The 16,590-nt window shown below is 68.4% G+C and carries 15 protein-coding genes and 1 pseudogene; 12 read left to right on the forward strand and 4 right to left on the reverse strand.

Translation table 11 applies throughout. From position 1 onward, the window contains the following. Positions 1-258 precede the first annotated feature (258 nt). Positions 259-2,715: a DNA topoisomerase IV subunit A gene (locus AB0N16_RS03240; protein ID WP_365792786.1), complete on the forward strand. Its 2,457-nt coding sequence runs from the start codon at positions 259-261 to the stop codon at positions 2,713-2,715. Here AB0N16_RS03240 and AB0N16_RS03245 read toward each other — a convergent pair. Then, positions 2,712-3,785, reverse strand: coding sequence for a GTP-binding protein (locus AB0N16_RS03245; protein ID WP_365792457.1), 1,074 nt, complete (start codon positions 3,783-3,785; stop codon positions 2,712-2,714). The two genes, AB0N16_RS03240 and AB0N16_RS03245, sit on opposite strands and share 4 nt — an antisense overlap. A gap of 69 nt (positions 3,786-3,854) precedes the next feature. Here AB0N16_RS03245 and AB0N16_RS03250 point away from each other — a divergent pair, with 69 nt between their 5' ends. Beyond that, positions 3,855-4,238 carry a DUF6082 family protein gene (locus tag AB0N16_RS03250; RefSeq protein WP_365792459.1) on the forward strand — a complete coding sequence of 128 codons (384 nt, stop codon included), beginning with the start codon at positions 3,855-3,857 and terminating at the stop codon, positions 4,236-4,238. Here AB0N16_RS03250 and AB0N16_RS03255 read toward each other — a convergent pair. Continuing rightward, entirely contained in the window at positions 4,228-5,322 is a 1,095-nt protein-coding gene (locus AB0N16_RS03255) for a citrate synthase (RefSeq protein WP_365792788.1), read from the reverse strand. The two genes, AB0N16_RS03250 and AB0N16_RS03255, sit on opposite strands and share 11 nt — an antisense overlap. A 364-nt stretch (positions 5,323-5,686) precedes the next feature. Between AB0N16_RS03255 and AB0N16_RS03260 the strand changes: the two genes are divergently transcribed. The 9 genes and pseudogenes from AB0N16_RS03260 to AB0N16_RS03300 all read left to right on the forward strand — a co-directional run bounded on the left by AB0N16_RS03260 (position 5,687) and on the right by AB0N16_RS03300 (position 14,231). Further along, positions 5,687-7,228, forward strand: a complete 1,542-nt coding sequence (locus AB0N16_RS03260) for a helix-turn-helix domain-containing protein (RefSeq protein WP_365792461.1) — start codon at positions 5,687-5,689, stop codon at positions 7,226-7,228. Continuing rightward, positions 7,225-7,794, forward strand: a complete 570-nt coding sequence (locus AB0N16_RS03265; protein WP_365792463.1) for a helix-turn-helix domain containing protein — start codon at positions 7,225-7,227, stop codon at positions 7,792-7,794. Before AB0N16_RS03260 ends, AB0N16_RS03265 begins: the two co-directional genes overlap by 4 nt. Positions 7,795-7,982: 188 nt before the next feature. Continuing rightward, entirely contained in the window at positions 7,983-8,699 is a 717-nt protein-coding gene (locus AB0N16_RS03270) for a ParA family protein (RefSeq protein WP_365792465.1), read from the forward strand. After that, the gene (locus tag AB0N16_RS03275; RefSeq protein WP_365792467.1) at positions 8,696-9,526 is read left to right on the forward strand and encodes a hypothetical protein; all 831 of its coding nucleotides are present in this window, start codon (positions 8,696-8,698) and stop codon (positions 9,524-9,526) included. The genes AB0N16_RS03270 and AB0N16_RS03275 overlap by 4 nt, the downstream gene beginning before the upstream one ends. Before the next feature lie 138 nt (positions 9,527-9,664). After that, a complete protein-coding gene (locus AB0N16_RS03280) occupies positions 9,665-10,033 on the forward strand; it encodes a hypothetical protein (protein ID WP_365792469.1) in 369 nt (122 codons plus the stop codon). Positions 10,034-10,143: 110 nt separating this feature from the next. Continuing rightward, positions 10,144-10,497: a hypothetical protein gene (locus tag AB0N16_RS03285; RefSeq protein WP_365792471.1), complete on the forward strand. Its 354-nt coding sequence runs from the start codon at positions 10,144-10,146 to the stop codon at positions 10,495-10,497. Next, positions 10,487-10,909: pseudogene (locus AB0N16_RS03290) on the forward strand (caspase family protein); the annotation flags it as partial. The gene AB0N16_RS03285 and the pseudogene AB0N16_RS03290, both read left to right, overlap by 11 nt. A 417-nt stretch (positions 10,910-11,326) precedes the next feature. After that, entirely contained in the window at positions 11,327-13,186 is a 1,860-nt protein-coding gene (dnaG, locus tag AB0N16_RS03295; RefSeq protein ID WP_365792790.1) for a DNA primase, read from the forward strand. Between the two features lie 430 nt (positions 13,187-13,616). Continuing rightward, positions 13,617-14,231, forward strand: a complete 615-nt coding sequence (locus AB0N16_RS03300; RefSeq protein WP_365792473.1) for a transposase — start codon at positions 13,617-13,619, stop codon at positions 14,229-14,231. 35 nt (positions 14,232-14,266) lie between these two features. Here the strand turns inward: AB0N16_RS03300 and AB0N16_RS03305 are convergent, their stop codons facing one another. Together AB0N16_RS03305 and AB0N16_RS03310 are read right to left on the reverse strand one after the other, a co-directional pair. After that, positions 14,267-14,575 carry a hypothetical protein gene (locus tag AB0N16_RS03305; RefSeq protein ID WP_365792806.1) on the reverse strand — a complete coding sequence of 103 codons (309 nt, stop codon included), beginning with the start codon at positions 14,573-14,575 and terminating at the stop codon, positions 14,267-14,269. Positions 14,576-14,873: 298 nt separating this feature from the next. After that, positions 14,874-15,701: a helix-turn-helix transcriptional regulator gene (locus AB0N16_RS03310; RefSeq protein WP_365792475.1), complete on the reverse strand. Its 828-nt coding sequence runs from the start codon at positions 15,699-15,701 to the stop codon at positions 14,874-14,876. Positions 15,702-15,803: 102 nt separating this feature from the next. Here AB0N16_RS03310 and AB0N16_RS03315 point away from each other — a divergent pair, with 102 nt between their 5' ends. Then, the gene (locus tag AB0N16_RS03315) at positions 15,804-16,550 is read left to right on the forward strand and encodes an SDR family oxidoreductase (protein WP_365792476.1); all 747 of its coding nucleotides are present in this window, start codon (positions 15,804-15,806) and stop codon (positions 16,548-16,550) included. Positions 16,551-16,590 lie beyond the last annotated feature (40 nt).

Consider the following 16,590-nt stretch of genomic DNA (forward strand, 5'->3'; position numbering starts at 1 on the left):
CTCACTCGCGGAAGCGGTCTCGAACCGCGGTTTTCCTGCCGGTCCTGCCACTGTATGCAAGCGTGCCGGGGCCCGGCGAAGTTCCCGCACCACGTACGCCCACAGCGGATCGCGTAGCCTGCGTCCCACCCGCTCCCGAACGCCTCCTGGGCACCGGGGCGGGCCGCGGAGACCGGGGCCTGGACCGGCTTGTCGGTGCCGCGGTCCACAATGGTCAGCGTCAGATCCCGTTCACGCATGAGCAAGGAGCCGGCAGCGATGGCCCGCCGCAGCACGAAGACCCCGCCGCCCGACGACTCGTACGAGGAGAGGATCCTCGACATCGACGTCGTGGACGAGATGCGCGGCTCCTACCTCGAGTACGCGTACTCGGTCATCTACTCGCGCGCCCTGCCGGACGCCCGCGACGGCCTGAAGCCGGTGCACCGCCGCATCGTCTACCAGATGAACGAGATGGGTGTGCGCCCCGACCGCGCCTATGTGAAGTGCGCGCGCGTGGTCGGCGAGGTCATGGGCAAGCTGCACCCGCACGGCGACGCGTCGATCTACGACGCGCTGGTGCGCATGGCCCAGCCGTTCTCGATGCGCGTCCCGCTGGTCGACGGCCACGGCAACTTCGGCTCGCTGGGCAACGACGACCCGCCGGCCGCCATGCGGTACACCGAGTGCCGGATGGCCGAGGCGACCAGTCTGATGACCGAGTCGATCGACGAGGACACGGTCGACTTCGCGCCGAACTACGACGGCCAGGAGCAGGAGCCGGTGGCGCTGCCCGCCGCCTTCCCGAACCTGCTGGTCAACGGCTCGTCGGGGATCGCGGTCGGCATGGCGACGAACATGCCGCCGCACAACCTGGGCGAGGTGATCTCGGCCGCCCGCCATCTGATCCGGTACCCGAACGCGGACCTGGACGCGCTGATGAAGCACGTCCCGGGCCCCGATCTGCCGACCGGCGGCCGGATCGTCGGCCTGGAGGGCGTCCGGGACGCCTACGAGACGGGCCGCGGCACCTTCAAGATCCGCGCCACGGTGGCGGTGGAGACGGTCACGGCCCGCCGCAAGGGTCTGGTCATCACCGAACTGCCCTTCACGGTCGGCCCCGAGAAGGTCATCGCCAAGATCAAGGACCTGGTCAACTCCAAGAAGCTGCAGGGCATCGCCGACGTCAAGGACCTCACCGACCGCGAGCACGGGCTGCGTCTGGTCGTCGAGATCAAGAACGGCTTCGTGCCGGAGGCGGTCCTGGAACAGCTCTACAAGCTGACGCCGATGGAGGAGTCCTTCGGCATCAACAACGTCGCCCTGGTGGACGGCCAGCCGCTCACCCTGGGCCTGAAGGAACTGCTCGAGGTCTACCTCGACCACCGCTTCAACGTGGTCCGCCGCCGCAGCGAGTTCCGCCGCACCAAGCGCCGGGACCGCCTGCACCTGGTCGAGGGGCTGCTCACGGCCTTGGTCGACATCGACGAGGTCATCCGGCTGATCCGCTCCAGCGACAACAGCGCGCAGGCCAAGGAGCGCCTGATGGAGCGCTTCTCGCTGTCGGAGATCCAGACCCAGTACATCCTGGACACGCCGCTCCGCCGGCTGACCAGGTACGACCGCATCGAGCTGGACGCGGAGAAGGCCAAGCTCACCGCGGAGATCGCCGAGCTGACCCGGATCCTGGAGTCGGACGCGGAACTGCGCAAGCTGGTCTCGACCGAACTGGCCGCGGTGGCGAAGAAGTTCGGCACCGAGCGGCGCACGGTCCTGCTGGAGGCCTCGGGTGCCCCGGCGGCCCTGGTGCCGCTCCAGGTGGCCGACGACCCGTGCCGGGTGCTGCTCTCCTCGACGGGCCTGCTGGCGCGCACGACGAACGGCGAGCCGTTCCCGGAGGACGCCGACGGCAAGCGGACCAAGCACGACGTGATCGTCTCGGCGGTCCCGGCGACCGCCCGCGGCGAGGTCGGCGCGGTGACCTCGTCCGGCCGCCTGCTCCGCGTCAACGTGGTCGACCTCCCGCAGCTCCCGGAGACGGCGACCGCCCCGACCCTCGCGGGCGGCGCGCCCCTGTCCGAGTTCCTCTCCCTGGAGGACGACGAGGCGGTGGTCTGCCTGACCACGCTGGACGAGTCCTCACCGGGTCTCGCCCTCGGCACCGAGCAGGGCGTGGTCAAGCGCGTGGTCCCCGACTACCCGTCCAACAAGGACGAGTTGGAGGTCATCACTCTCAAGGAGGGCGACCGGATCGTCGGCGCGATGGAGCTGCGCACCGGCGAGGAGGACCTGGTGTTCATCACGGACGACGCGCAGTTGCTGCGCTACCAGGCCTCCCAGGTGCGCCCGCAGGGCCGTCCGGCGGGCGGTATGGCGGGCATCAAGCTCGTGGAGGGCGCGAAGGTCATCTCCTTCACCGCGGTGGACCCGGCGGCCGACGCGGTGGTCTTCACGGTGGCCGGTTCGCGCGGGACGCTCGACGACTCGGTGCAGACGACGGCCAAGCTGACCCCGTTCGACCAGTACCCGCGCAAGGGCCGCGCCACCGGCGGTGTGCGCTGCCAGCGGTTCCTGAAGGGCGAGGACTGCCTGGCCTTCGCCTGGGCGGGCCCGGTGCCGGCGAAGGCGGCCCAGAAGAACGGCACGCCGGCGGAACTCCCGGAGGCCGACCCGCGCCGGGACGGCTCGGGTGTCTCGCTGCCGAAGACGGTGTCGGTGGTGGCAGGCCCGGTCTAAGCCCCGTAGCCGCCTTCCTCGGGGCCTTCCTCGAGGCCCGGTACATAGCGCAGGACGCCCCACATGCCGTGCTCGTCGGCGTGCGGGGCGTCGCTCGTACACGCGTCCAGTTCCTTGCGCAGGGCGGGCGCGTCGATGCCGGAGCCGATCAGCACGAGCTGCGTCAGCCGCTCCTCGTCCGGCCCCCAGGGCTCCGGGTAGAACCGCAGGAACCGCCCCACGGCATGCACGGCGTACCGGTTCCCGGTGTCGTACGGGCCGAAGTCGACGTACCCCTTGATCCGGTAGAGCCCCTCGGGCCGGCTGTCCAGGAAGGTCATGAGCCGACGGGGATCGAGGGGCCGGCCGGAGACGAAGGACAGGCTGTCGTACCGGGTGTGCAGGTGTCCCGCGTGTTCATCGTCTTCTCGATGCTCGTGCAGATCGTCGAAGGACAACTGCCCGATGCGCTCCTCGCCTGGCCGGCAGTCGAAGAGGAACTCGGGGTCGATACGGCCGTAGGTGGCCGGGACGACGGCGGCTCCGCGGTCGCTGAGCGACCGCACGAGCTCCAGTACACGCTCGCCGCCCCGCTCGGCCCGGTCGAGCTTGTTGACGACGACCAGGTCGGCGAGGGCGAGGTGGCGGTCGATCTCGGGGTGCTTCGCGCGCGTGTCGTCGAACTCGGCGGCGTCGACGACCTCGACGAGGCCGCCGTAGACGATGCCGGGGTGCTCGCTGGCGAGCAGCATCCGGACGAGTTCCTGGGGCTCGGCGAGACCGCTGGCCTCGATGACGATGACGTCGACACCGGTGGCGGGGTTGGCGAGCCGCTCCAGGTACAGGTCCAGTTCACTCGCGTCGACGGCGCAGCACAGGCAGCCGTTGCCGAGCGAGACGGTGGAGTCGCCGAGCGCGCCCGCCACGGCCATCGCGTCGATCTCGATGGCCCCGAAGTCGTTGACGATCGCCCCGATCCGGCTGCCTCCGCTGCGGTGCAGCAGGTGATTGAGGAGCGTGGTCTTCCCGGAGCCCAGGAATCCGGCGAGTACGACGACCGGGATCTGCTGGGGGCTGCGGTGGTGCTCCAACGGGGGCCTCTTTCGTGCGGGTGGCGGTGGCGGGCCGGTCCAGGATAAGAAACGGCCAGGTGCTGGGAAGTGAGTCCCGTCGGCCTCGGTGTGCTGGCTACCCTCAATTCCCTGGCCCCCAGGCATCTGGCGTGGGAACGGCTCAGTGCCGTCAGCCAGACGTACGGCGCGGTGTCCGTCTTCATTTCCGCCGCGGCGCTCGCCGGCGTCGCCCCGTCCCTCGCCTATGAGGCACGGCAGACGCGCACGCAGAACGAAGAGAGCCACCGGTCGGCGCACCGGGAGCTGGTGATTCTCACGTTCAGCGACCCTTCCTTACCGTCCTGGCATCGCTACTCCGCCGGGAGCCGGGAGCGGCGGTTCGTGACGTTGACCGAGGCGGCCTACCGCGCCGCGCTCGCCGCAGGCGACCCCGTCCTCACCGTCGACTACTTCCTCCCCCCTACGCGGTGACCGCCTTCGGCGTCTTCGGCTCCGGCCCCACATATCGCGCCACCGGCCGGATGATCTTCGAGTCCGCCGCCTGTTCCAGGATGTTGGCGCTCCAGCCGACCGCGCGGGCCGCCACGAACGTCGGGGTGAACATCTCACGGGGCAGGCCGCAGAGTTCCATGACCACGCCCGCGTAGAACTCGACGTTGGTGTGCAGTTCACGGCCGGGCTTCAGTTCTGCGAGGATGCGCTCCACTTGGCGCTCGACCTCGACGGCGAACTCGACCCGGGAGCCGCCGAAGTCCTGCGCGATCTCGCGCAGCATGCGGGAACGGGGGTCCTCCGTACGGTAGATCGCATGCCCGAAGCCCATCACGCGGTCACCGGCCAGGACCCGTTCGCGGATCCACGGGTCGATCCGGTCCGGTGTGCCGATCGCGTCCAGGGTGTCCAGCGCCCGGCTGGGCGCGCCCCCGTGCAGCGGCCCGGACAGTGCACCGACCGCTCCCACGAGGCAGGCAGCGACGTCCGCGCCGGTCGACGCGATGACGCGGGCGGTGAAGGTTGATGCATTGAATCCGTGATCAATGGTTGAGATCAAGTATTGCTCGACAGCACGGGTCTGCCGGGGATCCGGTTCCGAACCCGTCACCATGTACAGGTAGTTGGCCGCGTACGACAGGTCCGCACGCGGCTCCACCGGGTCGAGCCCCTGCCCGAGCCGGTACAGCGCGGTGAGCAGCGTCGGTACGGCCGCACAGGCGGCGACCGTGTCGGCGCGTCGCTGGTCCGCGTCGATGTCATACACCGGCCGGAACCCCCGCGCCGCGCCGAGCAGCGAGAGCGCGGTGCGCATCCCGGCGAGCGGTCCGGACCCGCCGCCCGCCGCGGCCACTACGGGCAGGGCCGCCCGGACCCCGTCGGGCAGACGCCGCAGTGCGGCGGTCTCGGCCGCGAAGGCGGCGGCACCCTCCGCGTCCGGCAGTTCGCCGTGGACCAGGAGGTGCCAGACGTCCTCGAAGCCACGGGTGCGCGCGAGTTCGACGGCCGAGTACTGGCGGTAATTCCGCCGCACCCCTCTGACCTGGGCTTGCTGAGGCTGAATCGGCTGTGACCTGCTAGGTCGGGTTGCAGAGGCGATCGGAGGCAGTCAGAGGAAATCGCTCTGATTCGACCCCGGTTCGACCCGGGTCGCTCAGAGGCAGTCAGAGGCATCGGCCTCCCAAACTGCCCTTTGAGCGGCCGGCGTTGACCGGTTCGGATCCTGGGCAGCGGCTCTGGCAGGCCTCTCGGTCGTCTCCGGTCGAGCCGCGATGGGGACGCCTGCCTCTGACCGGTGCCAAAGCGCACGAAAGCCCCCAGGACGGCAATCCTGGAGGCTTCGCTGGCACCGATTGGAGGTCGGTTCCGGACGCCACCTCTGATTTCGAGGTCCGCGGTGGCATCCATGTCCTTGGGACGACCCCAGAATGCCACACCCCACAGCCCACCCGCACTACTCCCCGTCGGCTTCACGTCCGGTTTTCTCCCCACCAGAGGCAACCACAGGCAGCCACACGACGCTGCAGGGACTCGCCGTCCTTCCCAAGCCCGCCGCCGACCTGGTCCTGTACGGCGACCTCACCGGCCGCTACGCGGCAGGCAGCTACAGCAGGCTCGGCCCGGACGGCCGCACGGTGATCCCGCGCGGTGAGCGTCAGGGCGCGGCGGAGCACGGTCACCGGGTCACCGCGGCCATCGCCTGCCACGTGGCCCGTGCTGGCGGCACCGTCGAGCAGCTGACCCGGCTGGTGCTGCACCCCGACCACGAGGGCGGCCGGCACGCCCAGCACATCGCCCTGCGCTCCGGGCAGGCGCGCGCACTGGACTACATCCACCGCGTGTGGGCCAGCGCCGTCCAGACCGTCAGCGCCACCGTGGCGGTCGGCTCCCGGGAACACGCCTACGAACTCCTCGCCGCGCTGCGGGACCGGATCGAGACCACGCCGTGGCGCGGGGAGCGGGGCCGAACCGCGCTGCGGGTCCTGCGGGCGCACCTGACCTTCGCGGAGACCGCGGGCGGCCCGCTGCACCACGCCAGTGAGCGGCAGACCGCCGAGGAAGCCGGAATCTCCAGGACCACCCTGCGGGCCGTCTACAAGACCTTCCTGAAGCCGTACGGCTGGCTGCGCCGTCTGCGGGTGGGGCACGGCCGGGAAGGCTCCACCTGGTACCTCGCCCTCGGCACCCCCCGACGGCACACGGCGCCCGCTGTGCTGTCTCGCTCCCGTACCACTCAGTACCCCCCCGACCCGGCACTTGCGGAGTGGACCACCCCTGAGACCGGGGCGGCCGCCGACATCGACTCCACCGTCCTCGCCCGCCTCATGAGCCACGACGCCTTCGCCCACCGCGGCCTCGGCAGCACCGCCCTCGTGATCATCAGCGCGCTTCATGCCCGCTCCGACCAGACCGTCACCGACCTGATTGCCAGCTCCTCGGTCTCCCGTGCCACCGCCTACCGCACCCTCCAGAGCCTGGCCCACCACGGCCTCGTTCACCACCACGGCGAAACCTGGACCCTCACCCCACGCGCCCTGCACGGCATCGGCCACTCCCCCACCAGTGACAAGGCCACGGCGGACATGCAGCCAGCCCAGAACTGGGACGAGATAGCCCTCCGGCACGGTACGGCGGGGACCGCAGGGCGACGCAAGGCCCTGCATGCGGCCGAGCGCGCCCTCTACCGGCAGGCGCTGGAGCGTCTGGCCGAACACCGCAGCCGGGCTGTGGTGATCTTCCGCGACGGCTGCCAGGTCCTGGTCCCCTCGGTGCGGCCAGACGAGGTTCCGGCTGCCTGGCACGCCCCGGGTGGACACCTCCTCGATCCCGTCACTGGACGGTCTTCGGCCGAGTGGCGGGTGGCCACGGACGGCCGGCTGATCCTCATCACCCCTGCCGACCAGCGCACTTATGACGAGCTGGCGGCAGCCCATACCCAAGCCCTCAGCGAATGGGAGTCCGCCTCGTGAACCCACCACCCCCCAACGAGCACGAGGGCGAGCCGCCCAGCGCACAGAAGCTGCGTCAGGAGTACGAGGCCGGGGCCACGGTCCAGGAACTGGTGGCCATGAGCGGTCTGCCCTACGGGACGGTCCTGAACCGGCTGCGTGAGGCCGGAACGGTGATGCGGACCTCGTGGCAGACCCGCAGGATGCGAGACGGCCAGCAGGCCCGCGCGCGCCTCGCGGCCAGGCTGCGCACCCTTTACGAGACGCACGGCGCAACTCTCGGTGAACTCGCCGCGGCCGCGGGCAAGTCCAAGCCGGCCGCCCGCCGTCTGCTCGTCGAAGCGGGCGGCACAGTGCGCAGCACGCGGCAGACGATACAGATCCGCTCCGCCGGGTCTAGGGCGAAGCGGGCCAAACTCGCGGCCTGGCTGCGGGTGCGCTACGAGGCCGGCGCGACGGTGCCCGAACTCGCCCAGGAGTGCAACTACTCCACCGCCACCGTCTACCGCCTCCTCCGCCAAGCCCACACCCCCATGCGCCCCCAGCACCACCACGGCCCCGCCACGCACACGAGGAAGCAGCCATGACCACCCGGATCAAAACCCCCGGCCCACCGGGAATCCGCAAACACTCCACGCCTGAGCGCCATCGCAGCCCCACGTGTCTGCCCCGGGCACCTCCGGCTCATCTGAGGAGACCGCCACCACCCTCATGGCCGACGCACAGCACCCCAGCAAGGCCGACACCCGTTCCAAAATCAGGAGATCAAGCACACGTGAACGAGAACACCCGCCACAAGACCCTTGCCGCGGCCACCGAACGCGCCTGGGACGCCTTCGTCATCGTCGTCGGCATGCTCAAGGGCGGCACCGGCAAGACCACCACCGCCTGGTTCATCGCCCTCTACTACGCCGTCGTCCTCGGCCTGCCCACGCTGCTGCTGGACGCCGACGCCACCAGCCAGTCCGCCTACGACTGGTACAAGGTCGCCCAGGCCGCCGGCTTCGAGATCCCCGAGAACCTGGTCGTCGAGCGGTACCCGTTCGACGACATCGCCGAGTACATCCGCACCAAGCGCGCCGAGTTCGGCGCGATCGTGGTCGACGCCGGCGGCGGCAGCGCCCGGATCTTCCACGAGGCTGTCACCGCGGCGAACCTGCTGCTCGTGCCGGTCGCCCCCACCAAGATCGAGCGCCGCAAGCTGGTCGCCACCTTCGACGAGGCCGAACGCGCCGCCGCCCGCAACACCCGCGGCGTCACCGCCCACGTCGTGATGGTCAAGGCCGACGACCGCACCAGCCTGCCCAGCCGGGCAAAGGACCAGCTCCTCGACCCCGCCGAGGGCGAGGGCATCGGCCCCGACCGCGACGAGGCCTTCCCGCTCGCCGAGACCACCATCCACTCCTGGGTCCACTACATGGAGGCCTTCGGCGAGATCCCCACCGAACTGAGCGAGTACGCCGAGCTCATGAAGGAGCTGACCCAGGCATGACCGAAAAGAACGAGAAGCTGAAGCCCCCTGCCCGCCGCACCGGTCGCACCCTCGGCGGCGGGGCCAAGAAGACGGCCTCGCCGCCCCCTCCCCCAGCCGCCGAACTCACCCCCGAGCAGTACGCCGCCGAACAGCCCGCCGCCCTGGCGACAGCCCAGACGCCCGAAGGCGCGCCTGGGGCAAGCCCCGTTCCGGTGCTCGCTCACGTCGCAGCAGCAGCCCCGGCGCAGGCCGGGACGGAACACGATGCGTATCCGGTCGCCGCAGACTCGGCAGCTGCGTCCACCCCGAACGCTGCGGCACCGACAGCGGCTGAGAGTCCCTCGCCTCAGACGGTTGGCACCACTGCCGGACCGGTACCGCCACCCGCTGCACAGGCGGAGACGCCCGCTGCCGCCCCCGTTGGGTTCAGCGAGCACTCCGCGACGAAGGGGAGCGTCGCCACGGCCGCCGATGTCCCGAGTTTTGGAGCGGCTGCGGAGATAGCGGTCCGCGCGACGGCACCTGTCGTCACCGGTACGGCTTTCCCCGTCGAGGCCAAGGAACCGACACGAGAGCACAGCCACGGGGCTCGGGCGCAGGAAGCGCCCAGCGAGGGCGTGCCCTGGACTCAGGGACCGGGCCGACCCCAGGGCATCCCCGATGTCGCGGTCGTCCTCAACCAGCGCATCATCACCCGCGAGTCCCTCGACTCGTCCGTACCGACCGCGCTGAAGCTGAAGAAGCGCATCAAGCGCTTCGCGCTGGACAACGAACTCGACCACCTCCCGCTCGGCGACATCGTCGCCGTCGCGATGGACGAGTGGCTCACCACCCGAGGCTTCTGACCACCCCACGCCTCACCACCCACGCCACCGGGTGGGCGCGGCTCAGCCAGACCGCGCCCACCCAACCGACTATTCCACTAGCCCAATAGCCGACTAGGCGGATCACTATCCGCCTAGTCGCAGCGACCGGAGCACCCCATGCCCGACCACACCCACCACATCCGCCTCCTGCGCGACCTCGCCGACGTCCTCGAAGCCCTACCCGGCCCCGCGGAAGACCCCTTCACCCCACACCCCGACACGCTGGCAATCATCAGCAACCGCCACACCCGCCGCGGACAGCTCAACTACGCCGTGCCCAACGCCCTCCAACTCCAACACCGCATCCGCCGCTACAACGCCGACAGCAACATCCCCCACGGAGACATCGTCGCCATCGCCCTCGACGCCCTCCTCCGCGCCAAGGGCTACCCGCCAGAGCCGCGTCCGGAGGCGGAGACGTCATTGCCTGCGGCTGGGCTCTCGACTGCACGGCGCAACAAGCTGCAAATCGAGCAGGACCGCTAGGCTGACACGGCAGGAACAGCCCGGTCGCATCGGGGAACTGGGGATGCGCACTTCCCACTGACGCGCCAGGGCCGGGCAGGCGTACAGGTGGCAGAGGGGGCACAGTTCGCGTGGAAGTTGAAGTACGTCTGGGCGGTGCGGATTCGGTGGAGGAGTTCACGTCGCTCCTGCAGTGGCTGCGTGGAGACCGGAACTTGCAGGGTCGGGTGCGTGCGAGGCGGATGGCTTCTCAGGAGGAGGAGCTGGGAGGCGCGTTCGAGCTCATCGGCGTTGCCATCGGTTCTGGTGGCGTTGCCTCGGCGTTTGTGACTTCACTGGGGTCATGGCTGAGTAGCAGGCGTTCCGAGCAGAGCGTCAGTGTGACGGTCGGCGAGAAGTCCGTGCAAATCACCCGCAACAGCACCACTCCGGCGGACGAAGCGGAATTGCTGCGCCTGATTAAGCAGACACTCGATGAAGCCTGAGGAACAGTCCGGAAGACTGAATCGATGCGCCGTCCTGATAGGCATGTCACATTACCGGGACTCCCGGTTCCTCGCTGTGCCTGCTGCCGCTAACAGCCTTCGACGCATGGAGGAAATCCTTACTGATCCGTCGCTTTGCGGCTGGTCTCCCGAGCAAGTCACAGTGATTGACAACCCGGCGGATGGGCGGCATGTCGCAGTCCAGATCCGGAAACTCGCGGAGCGCACCGACGGTCTGTTTCTCTTCTATTTCGTAGGCCATGGCACTCTCTCCGAGGAAGGTGCAGTTTTCCTGCCGCTGGCCGAGACGGATGCCGAGCATGTCGATCTGACGGCTTTGCCCTTCGCCCATGTGCGGGCCGCGCTGCTGAGCAGCCCGGCACAGGTCAAGATTTCCATTCTCGACTGCTGCTACTCCGGCCGTGCGATTCAGACGCTCTCCGCCCAGAGCGCTGACCTTTCCCTGGCCGCCGATGTGCACGGGACATACACCTGGGCAGCCTCTGATGACGTCGCACACGTAGTTCCCCTCGCAGAACAAGGAAGCGTCTGTACGTCCTTTACCGGCGAGCTCATCGGGCTGGTCCGTGAGGGAATTCCCGACGGTCCGCGATTCCTGACGCTCGGGGATCTTTATGAGCCTATGCGTCAGCGGTTGCGGGCCCGCGGGCTTCCGCTGCCCAGCCGCCGAATCAATGACAGTGCCAGTAGCGCACCCTTTACGCGCAATGCGGCCATTCCTGTCGCGGTAACTCCCCGTCGGCTACGGGGAGGTAATGGCGTGGGCCAGTCCGGGCCTCCGCCCTTCGACCTCGAATCTCGACCACCTATTGCCCGGCGGGATACCAGGGCGCTTAAGGCCGCCATGCCCATTCACCGCGTGATCGGTACTTATATTCCGCTACGCGGAGGCGGGCGTGAGCTCCGAGGCGCCTGTCCGTTCTGCGCGACGGATGATGGGTATTTTAGAGTTAATTCTGAAAAGTCCGTTTATCACTGCTTCAAGTGTCAGGCCGGCGGCGACACATTGAATTTTCTCATGCACATGGAACATCTGACCTTCGGTGAGGCGGTTGACCGTCTCGCTTCGCTTGCTGGAATCACCCTCAGTGAAGACGGCGGCCACTACGACCGCCAGCACGTAGAGCGAATCCGTATGATCGAAGCCCACAAGGCCGCCGCCGACTTCTACACAACCAAGCTCAATACGCTCCCAGAAGCCGGCATTGGACGCACCTTTCTCGCTGATCGCGGATTCGATAAAGCTGCAGCCGCTCACTTCGGCGTAGGCTACAGCCCTCAGGGCTGGGATCACCTAGTGCGTCATCTGCGCAACCACGGTTTTACCGACAAAGAACTGCTCCACTCCGGCCTGATCATCGAGGGCCGCCGTGGCCCCACCGATCGCTTCCGTGGCCGCCTGATGTGGCCGATCCGCAACATCGGCGGCGAGGTCGTCGGTTTCGGCGCCCGCAAACTCCACGATGCGGATAACGGCCCCGATTACATCTATACACCTGAAACCGCGATCTACAAGAAGTCCCAGGTTCTGTACGGCATTGACCTGGCGAAGAAAGACATCGCCAGCTCCCTCCGTGTGCTCCTTGTCGAAGGCTTCACAGATGTCATGGCCAGCCACCTGGCCGGTGTGACCACCGCAGTTGCCACCTGCGGGACCATATTCAGCGGCGGCCACACCAAGCTCTTGCGCCGTCTACTCCCGGACGACGGCTCGGCACGTGCCGTTTTCGCCTTCGAAGACGTCGAGTCCGGCCACCAGGCAGCCCTGCGTGCCATTGCGGACGATCCCCGGTTCGCCGCCCAGATGTACATCGCCATAACGCCCGACAACCTGAGCCTGAGCGCCTTGCGTATGGCCAAGGGCAATCAGGCCGTTGCCGACCTCGCCCAGCCTCGCACGCCCCTCTATGAATTTGCCCTCGCCCAGATCATCCTTCGTCACGACCTGAACACCCCCACTAGCCGCGCCGCCGCACTCGACGAAGCCGCTCCCCTCGTCGCAGGCATTAAGAGCAGCTTCTTGCGGCATGAGATCGCCGTCCAGCTCGCAGGAATGCTCAACATCCAGGACACAGTATTCGTAGTCAGACGCATCGCACAAATGGCGCGCGCCGACCGCCGGGACTCAGACCCTACCGGCAACTCGGGGCAGCGTCAGCAGAACAGCACGGAGCCCAGACTCGCTGTTGATCTTCGAAATCCTGTAGCGACCACAGAGCGGGAACTGCTCAAACTGGCACTGCAGCGACCCGAACTGGTGTCACCGGCGTTCGATGCCTACGGCATCGACGAGTTCACCGCTCCGCCGTACGCAATCATCCGCCAGGCGATCTTGGATGCTGGCGGCGCCGAGTACGGAGTTCAGGAGCAGTCCCAGTATCTGAATCTCATCCGCGAGGCCGCTCCGAGCCATGCCGCCCGTACGCTCATCACCGAGCTGTGCGGCGAGACCATCATGTCCAGAACCATCAACGAAACCTACGCGGGAAACATTCTAGTGGCAGTCAGACGGCGCTCCGTGACCCGACGCATCCAGGAGCTACTCGGCGGGCTGGCCGTTACCAGCTCGACAGATAACCCTGCCCATCTAAACCAAATGCAAAACGAGTTGTGGACACTCTACAAATACGATCAGGCGCTGCGGGAATTGGGAGCAAAAGCCCTCTGATGGACCTGCACCTCGCGTCGGAATCGAGCCCGGAACTGGTCATGTGCGGCCTGCCCAGCGTGCACGGCCTTCACCGCTACCCGCTCGCCCCGCTACCCGACCGCGGCGTACACGGTGCCCATCCCACCCGCGCCAAGCAACCCGACCACTCGGAAGCCCCCGATCCGAGCCGGGGCCGACGTACGACGAGCAGCAATCCGCGACACGAACAGGGCCCCCACCGAGAGCAGTTGTGGATGAGATGCGAACTCTAGCGGGGATCGCCGACGCCACACGCCTGTCGGTATGAAATGAGATCCACCCGCGCCATGCCCGCCCAGCCGGTCCCCACTCCGCGATCATCCTCCGTTGATCACAGGTCAGCGTGCGGCCGACCGGCGCCCGACTCACCTTCGCCGGGCCACGCGACGGCATCCTTTGAATCCCCGGATTGCAAGTTGACGCCGCACACGCCCGCCTCGGACTCGACCGGCTGCTGGTTCTCCTGCTATCACTTCCCGACTCCCGGCTGATTCCCGGCAAACGCGGCGGCTACCTGCAGGGATACAACATCCAGATCGTCTGCGCCCGCCGTCAATTCCTGCTGGCCATCGAAGCCCCCGACAATCCCTCCGACAGGACGGCCCTCGTTCCGATGGTGAAGAAGACCCAGCACAATCACCAGGCAGCACAGCTCCCCGGCGACATCCAGCTCTGGCTCGCCGACAGCGGATACGCCTCCGTCGCGGCCTTCGAGACCCTCGCCGACCTCCCGCTGCTGGTCTCGGTCACCAGCGATGCCGACCAGGCAGGCTTCCCCGCGAAACGCCAGCAGGCCCCTGCCGACCAGCAGGACATGGCGGCCCGCCTCGCCACCCCAACAGGACGGGCCCAATACCGTCAACGCAGTGCCCTGGTCGAGCCGGGATTCGCCCAGATATTCCAACGCTTCGGACGACACCTCAACTACCGCGGCCGCCAGGCAGTGGACACCGAGATCAAGCTCCTCGGCACAGCGCACAACCTCAACAAACTCATCAAACACATGGCCGGGAAACACTCTTGACGTCCACTGGGCAGGAGCCGTGCGACAGCCTCCGGCTAGTCCGGCAGCCGTACCGAAACCGTCTCGTCCAGGACCGGGACGGCCTGCCGGCTCGAAAAACCAGCACCGGGGCCGGGCACCACGACGTCGGCAAAACAGCCAAACGCGTCGAATCGATCAAGGAGCACCGAGCTCAGCGAGGATAAACGCCAAGACAACGACTCGCAGGTGTTCAAGATGCACGCGGAGCCGCGCCCGGCCACGCTCTGGGCGAGGGTGGACCGGACCGGCTGGGATTCGGCCAGCCAGCCCCGCGCGCCCAGGCGTTTCGCCTTCGACCGCAGCGCCTCCACCTTGGCCGGCAACGCGTCCAGACCGCCGACGCCGGTCAGTAGCAGACTGCGAAACGGCCGAAGCGTGGCAGTTCCGCCTCGTCGGGGAGCGCGACGGCTGTGTCCTCCGTACAGATCCGGCAGGAGTCTGCGGGAACCTCGGCGTAAGGCAAGTGCACGCTTGCCTGGAAACCCGGATGGCCCGCAACGGCCTGCTGCGCGACTGTGAGGATCGGGGTCAGTACGGTCGCGGCCGACCGCCAGCCTCCACTCCGTGCCGCCACCCACGCCTGTAGGCGCTACCGACCGAGTCAGTCACGCGGGCTTCCGCTCAGACAGCCGCAGCAGCGAGACGCCGGAACAGTTCCCGAGTCGCGGACCCGGGCTCGGCACAGTAGACGATGAGGCGTTGACCGGTCTCGGGGATGTGGAGTACCTGGCACTCGTACTCCAGCGGTCCGAAGGTGGAGGAGTCGATCTTCTTGATGACCCGGCGCCGTACCTCGACGTCGTGGGTCCCCCACATCTCGGCGAATCGCGGTGAGGTGCCGAGGAGTTCGGTGACGAGTCCTTCGATCCCGCGGTCGCCGGGATGGAGGGCGTAGGCGGCGCGCAGGTCGGCGACTGTCGCGCGGGCGAAGGCGATCGCCGACTCGTCGTCCCAGCGGTGGTGGTCGAGGGCCTCGCGGAACATCCAGCGGACAAGGTTGCGGTCCTCCTCCGGTGCCCGCGCGATGCTGCTGATGAAGTGCGCCGCGAGCGCGTTCCAGGCGAGGAGGTCGTACTTCGCGTCGACGACGTAGGCCGGCACCTCCGGCATGCTGTCGAGGAGGCACCGCACTGCGGGAGTGAGTTCACGGACCGGGCCGGCGACCGGGGGCGGCCTTTCGTCGGCGACGCGGAAGAGGTAGTCCCGCTCGTCGCGGGTGAGCAGCATTGCCCTGGCCAGTGCGGCGAGCACCTGCCGGGACGGGTGCGGGCCACGGCCCTGTTCGAGCCGGATGTAGTACTCGACGGACATTCCGGCGAGGTGGGCGACCTCCTGCCGGCGCAGACCGGGCGTGCGGCGGCGCAGACCGTCCGGCAGACCGACGTCGCGAGGTTTCAGGCGAGCCCGGCGAGCCCTCAGGAACGCTGCCAGCTCCTCGCGCAGGATCATGCCTCCATGCTGCCTCAGCCCTGGCGGCCGTGGGTAGTATCGCCGATACCAGCTTCGCCAGGTCTCTGGTGGGCCGGCCACGGGCGCCGCAGGGTCGGGGGCATGACACTGATTGCGCTGATCACAGGCGCCAACAAGGGCATCGGCTACGAGACCGCCCGGTTGCTCGGCGAGCGCGGGATGACCGTGCTGGTCGGTGCGCGGAACGAGGAACTCGGGCAGAAGGCCGCGCTGGCCCTGCGCGAGGGCGGCGTCGACGCCCGGTTCCTCCCCATCGACGTCACCGACGACGCGTCCGTCCAGCGAGCGGCCGACCGGGTGGACGCCGAGTACGGGCGGCTCGACGTCCTGGTCAACAACGCGGGCATCGTCGGCGATGTCGAAGGCGCCCGCGGCGGACCGAGCGCCGCCACCCGGGCCGCCCTCCGTCAGGTCTTCGAGGCGAACGTGTTCGGGGTGGTGGCGGTCACCAACGCGTTCCTGCCGCTGCTGTGCAACGCCGAGGCGGCCCGGATCGTCAACGTCTCAAGCGAAGTCGGGTCGCTGACCTTCATGAGCGATCCGGGGCATCCGCTCCACCAACTGGCCACGATTCCCTACCCGGCGTCCAAGACCGCCCTGAACATGGTCACCGTGATGTACGCCAAGGAGCTGCGGGACACCCCGATCAAGGTCAACGCCGCCAACCCCAGCCACTGCGCGACCGACCTCACCCGTCACACCGGCTCCCGCACGCCCGAGCAGGGCGCGCTGGTGAGCGTCGCGCTGGCCACGCTGCCGGCCGACGGCCCGAGCGGTCGGTTCTGGGGGGACGGCGCCCCGGCCGCGGACGCGGCACTGCCCTGGTGATCTCCGGAAGGCATCACCAGAACGATCCAGGACACGGGTG

The organism is Streptomyces sp. NPDC051105, from assembly GCF_040682795.1.
In the GTDB taxonomy this organism is placed as follows: domain Bacteria; phylum Actinomycetota; class Actinomycetes; order Streptomycetales; family Streptomycetaceae; genus Streptomyces.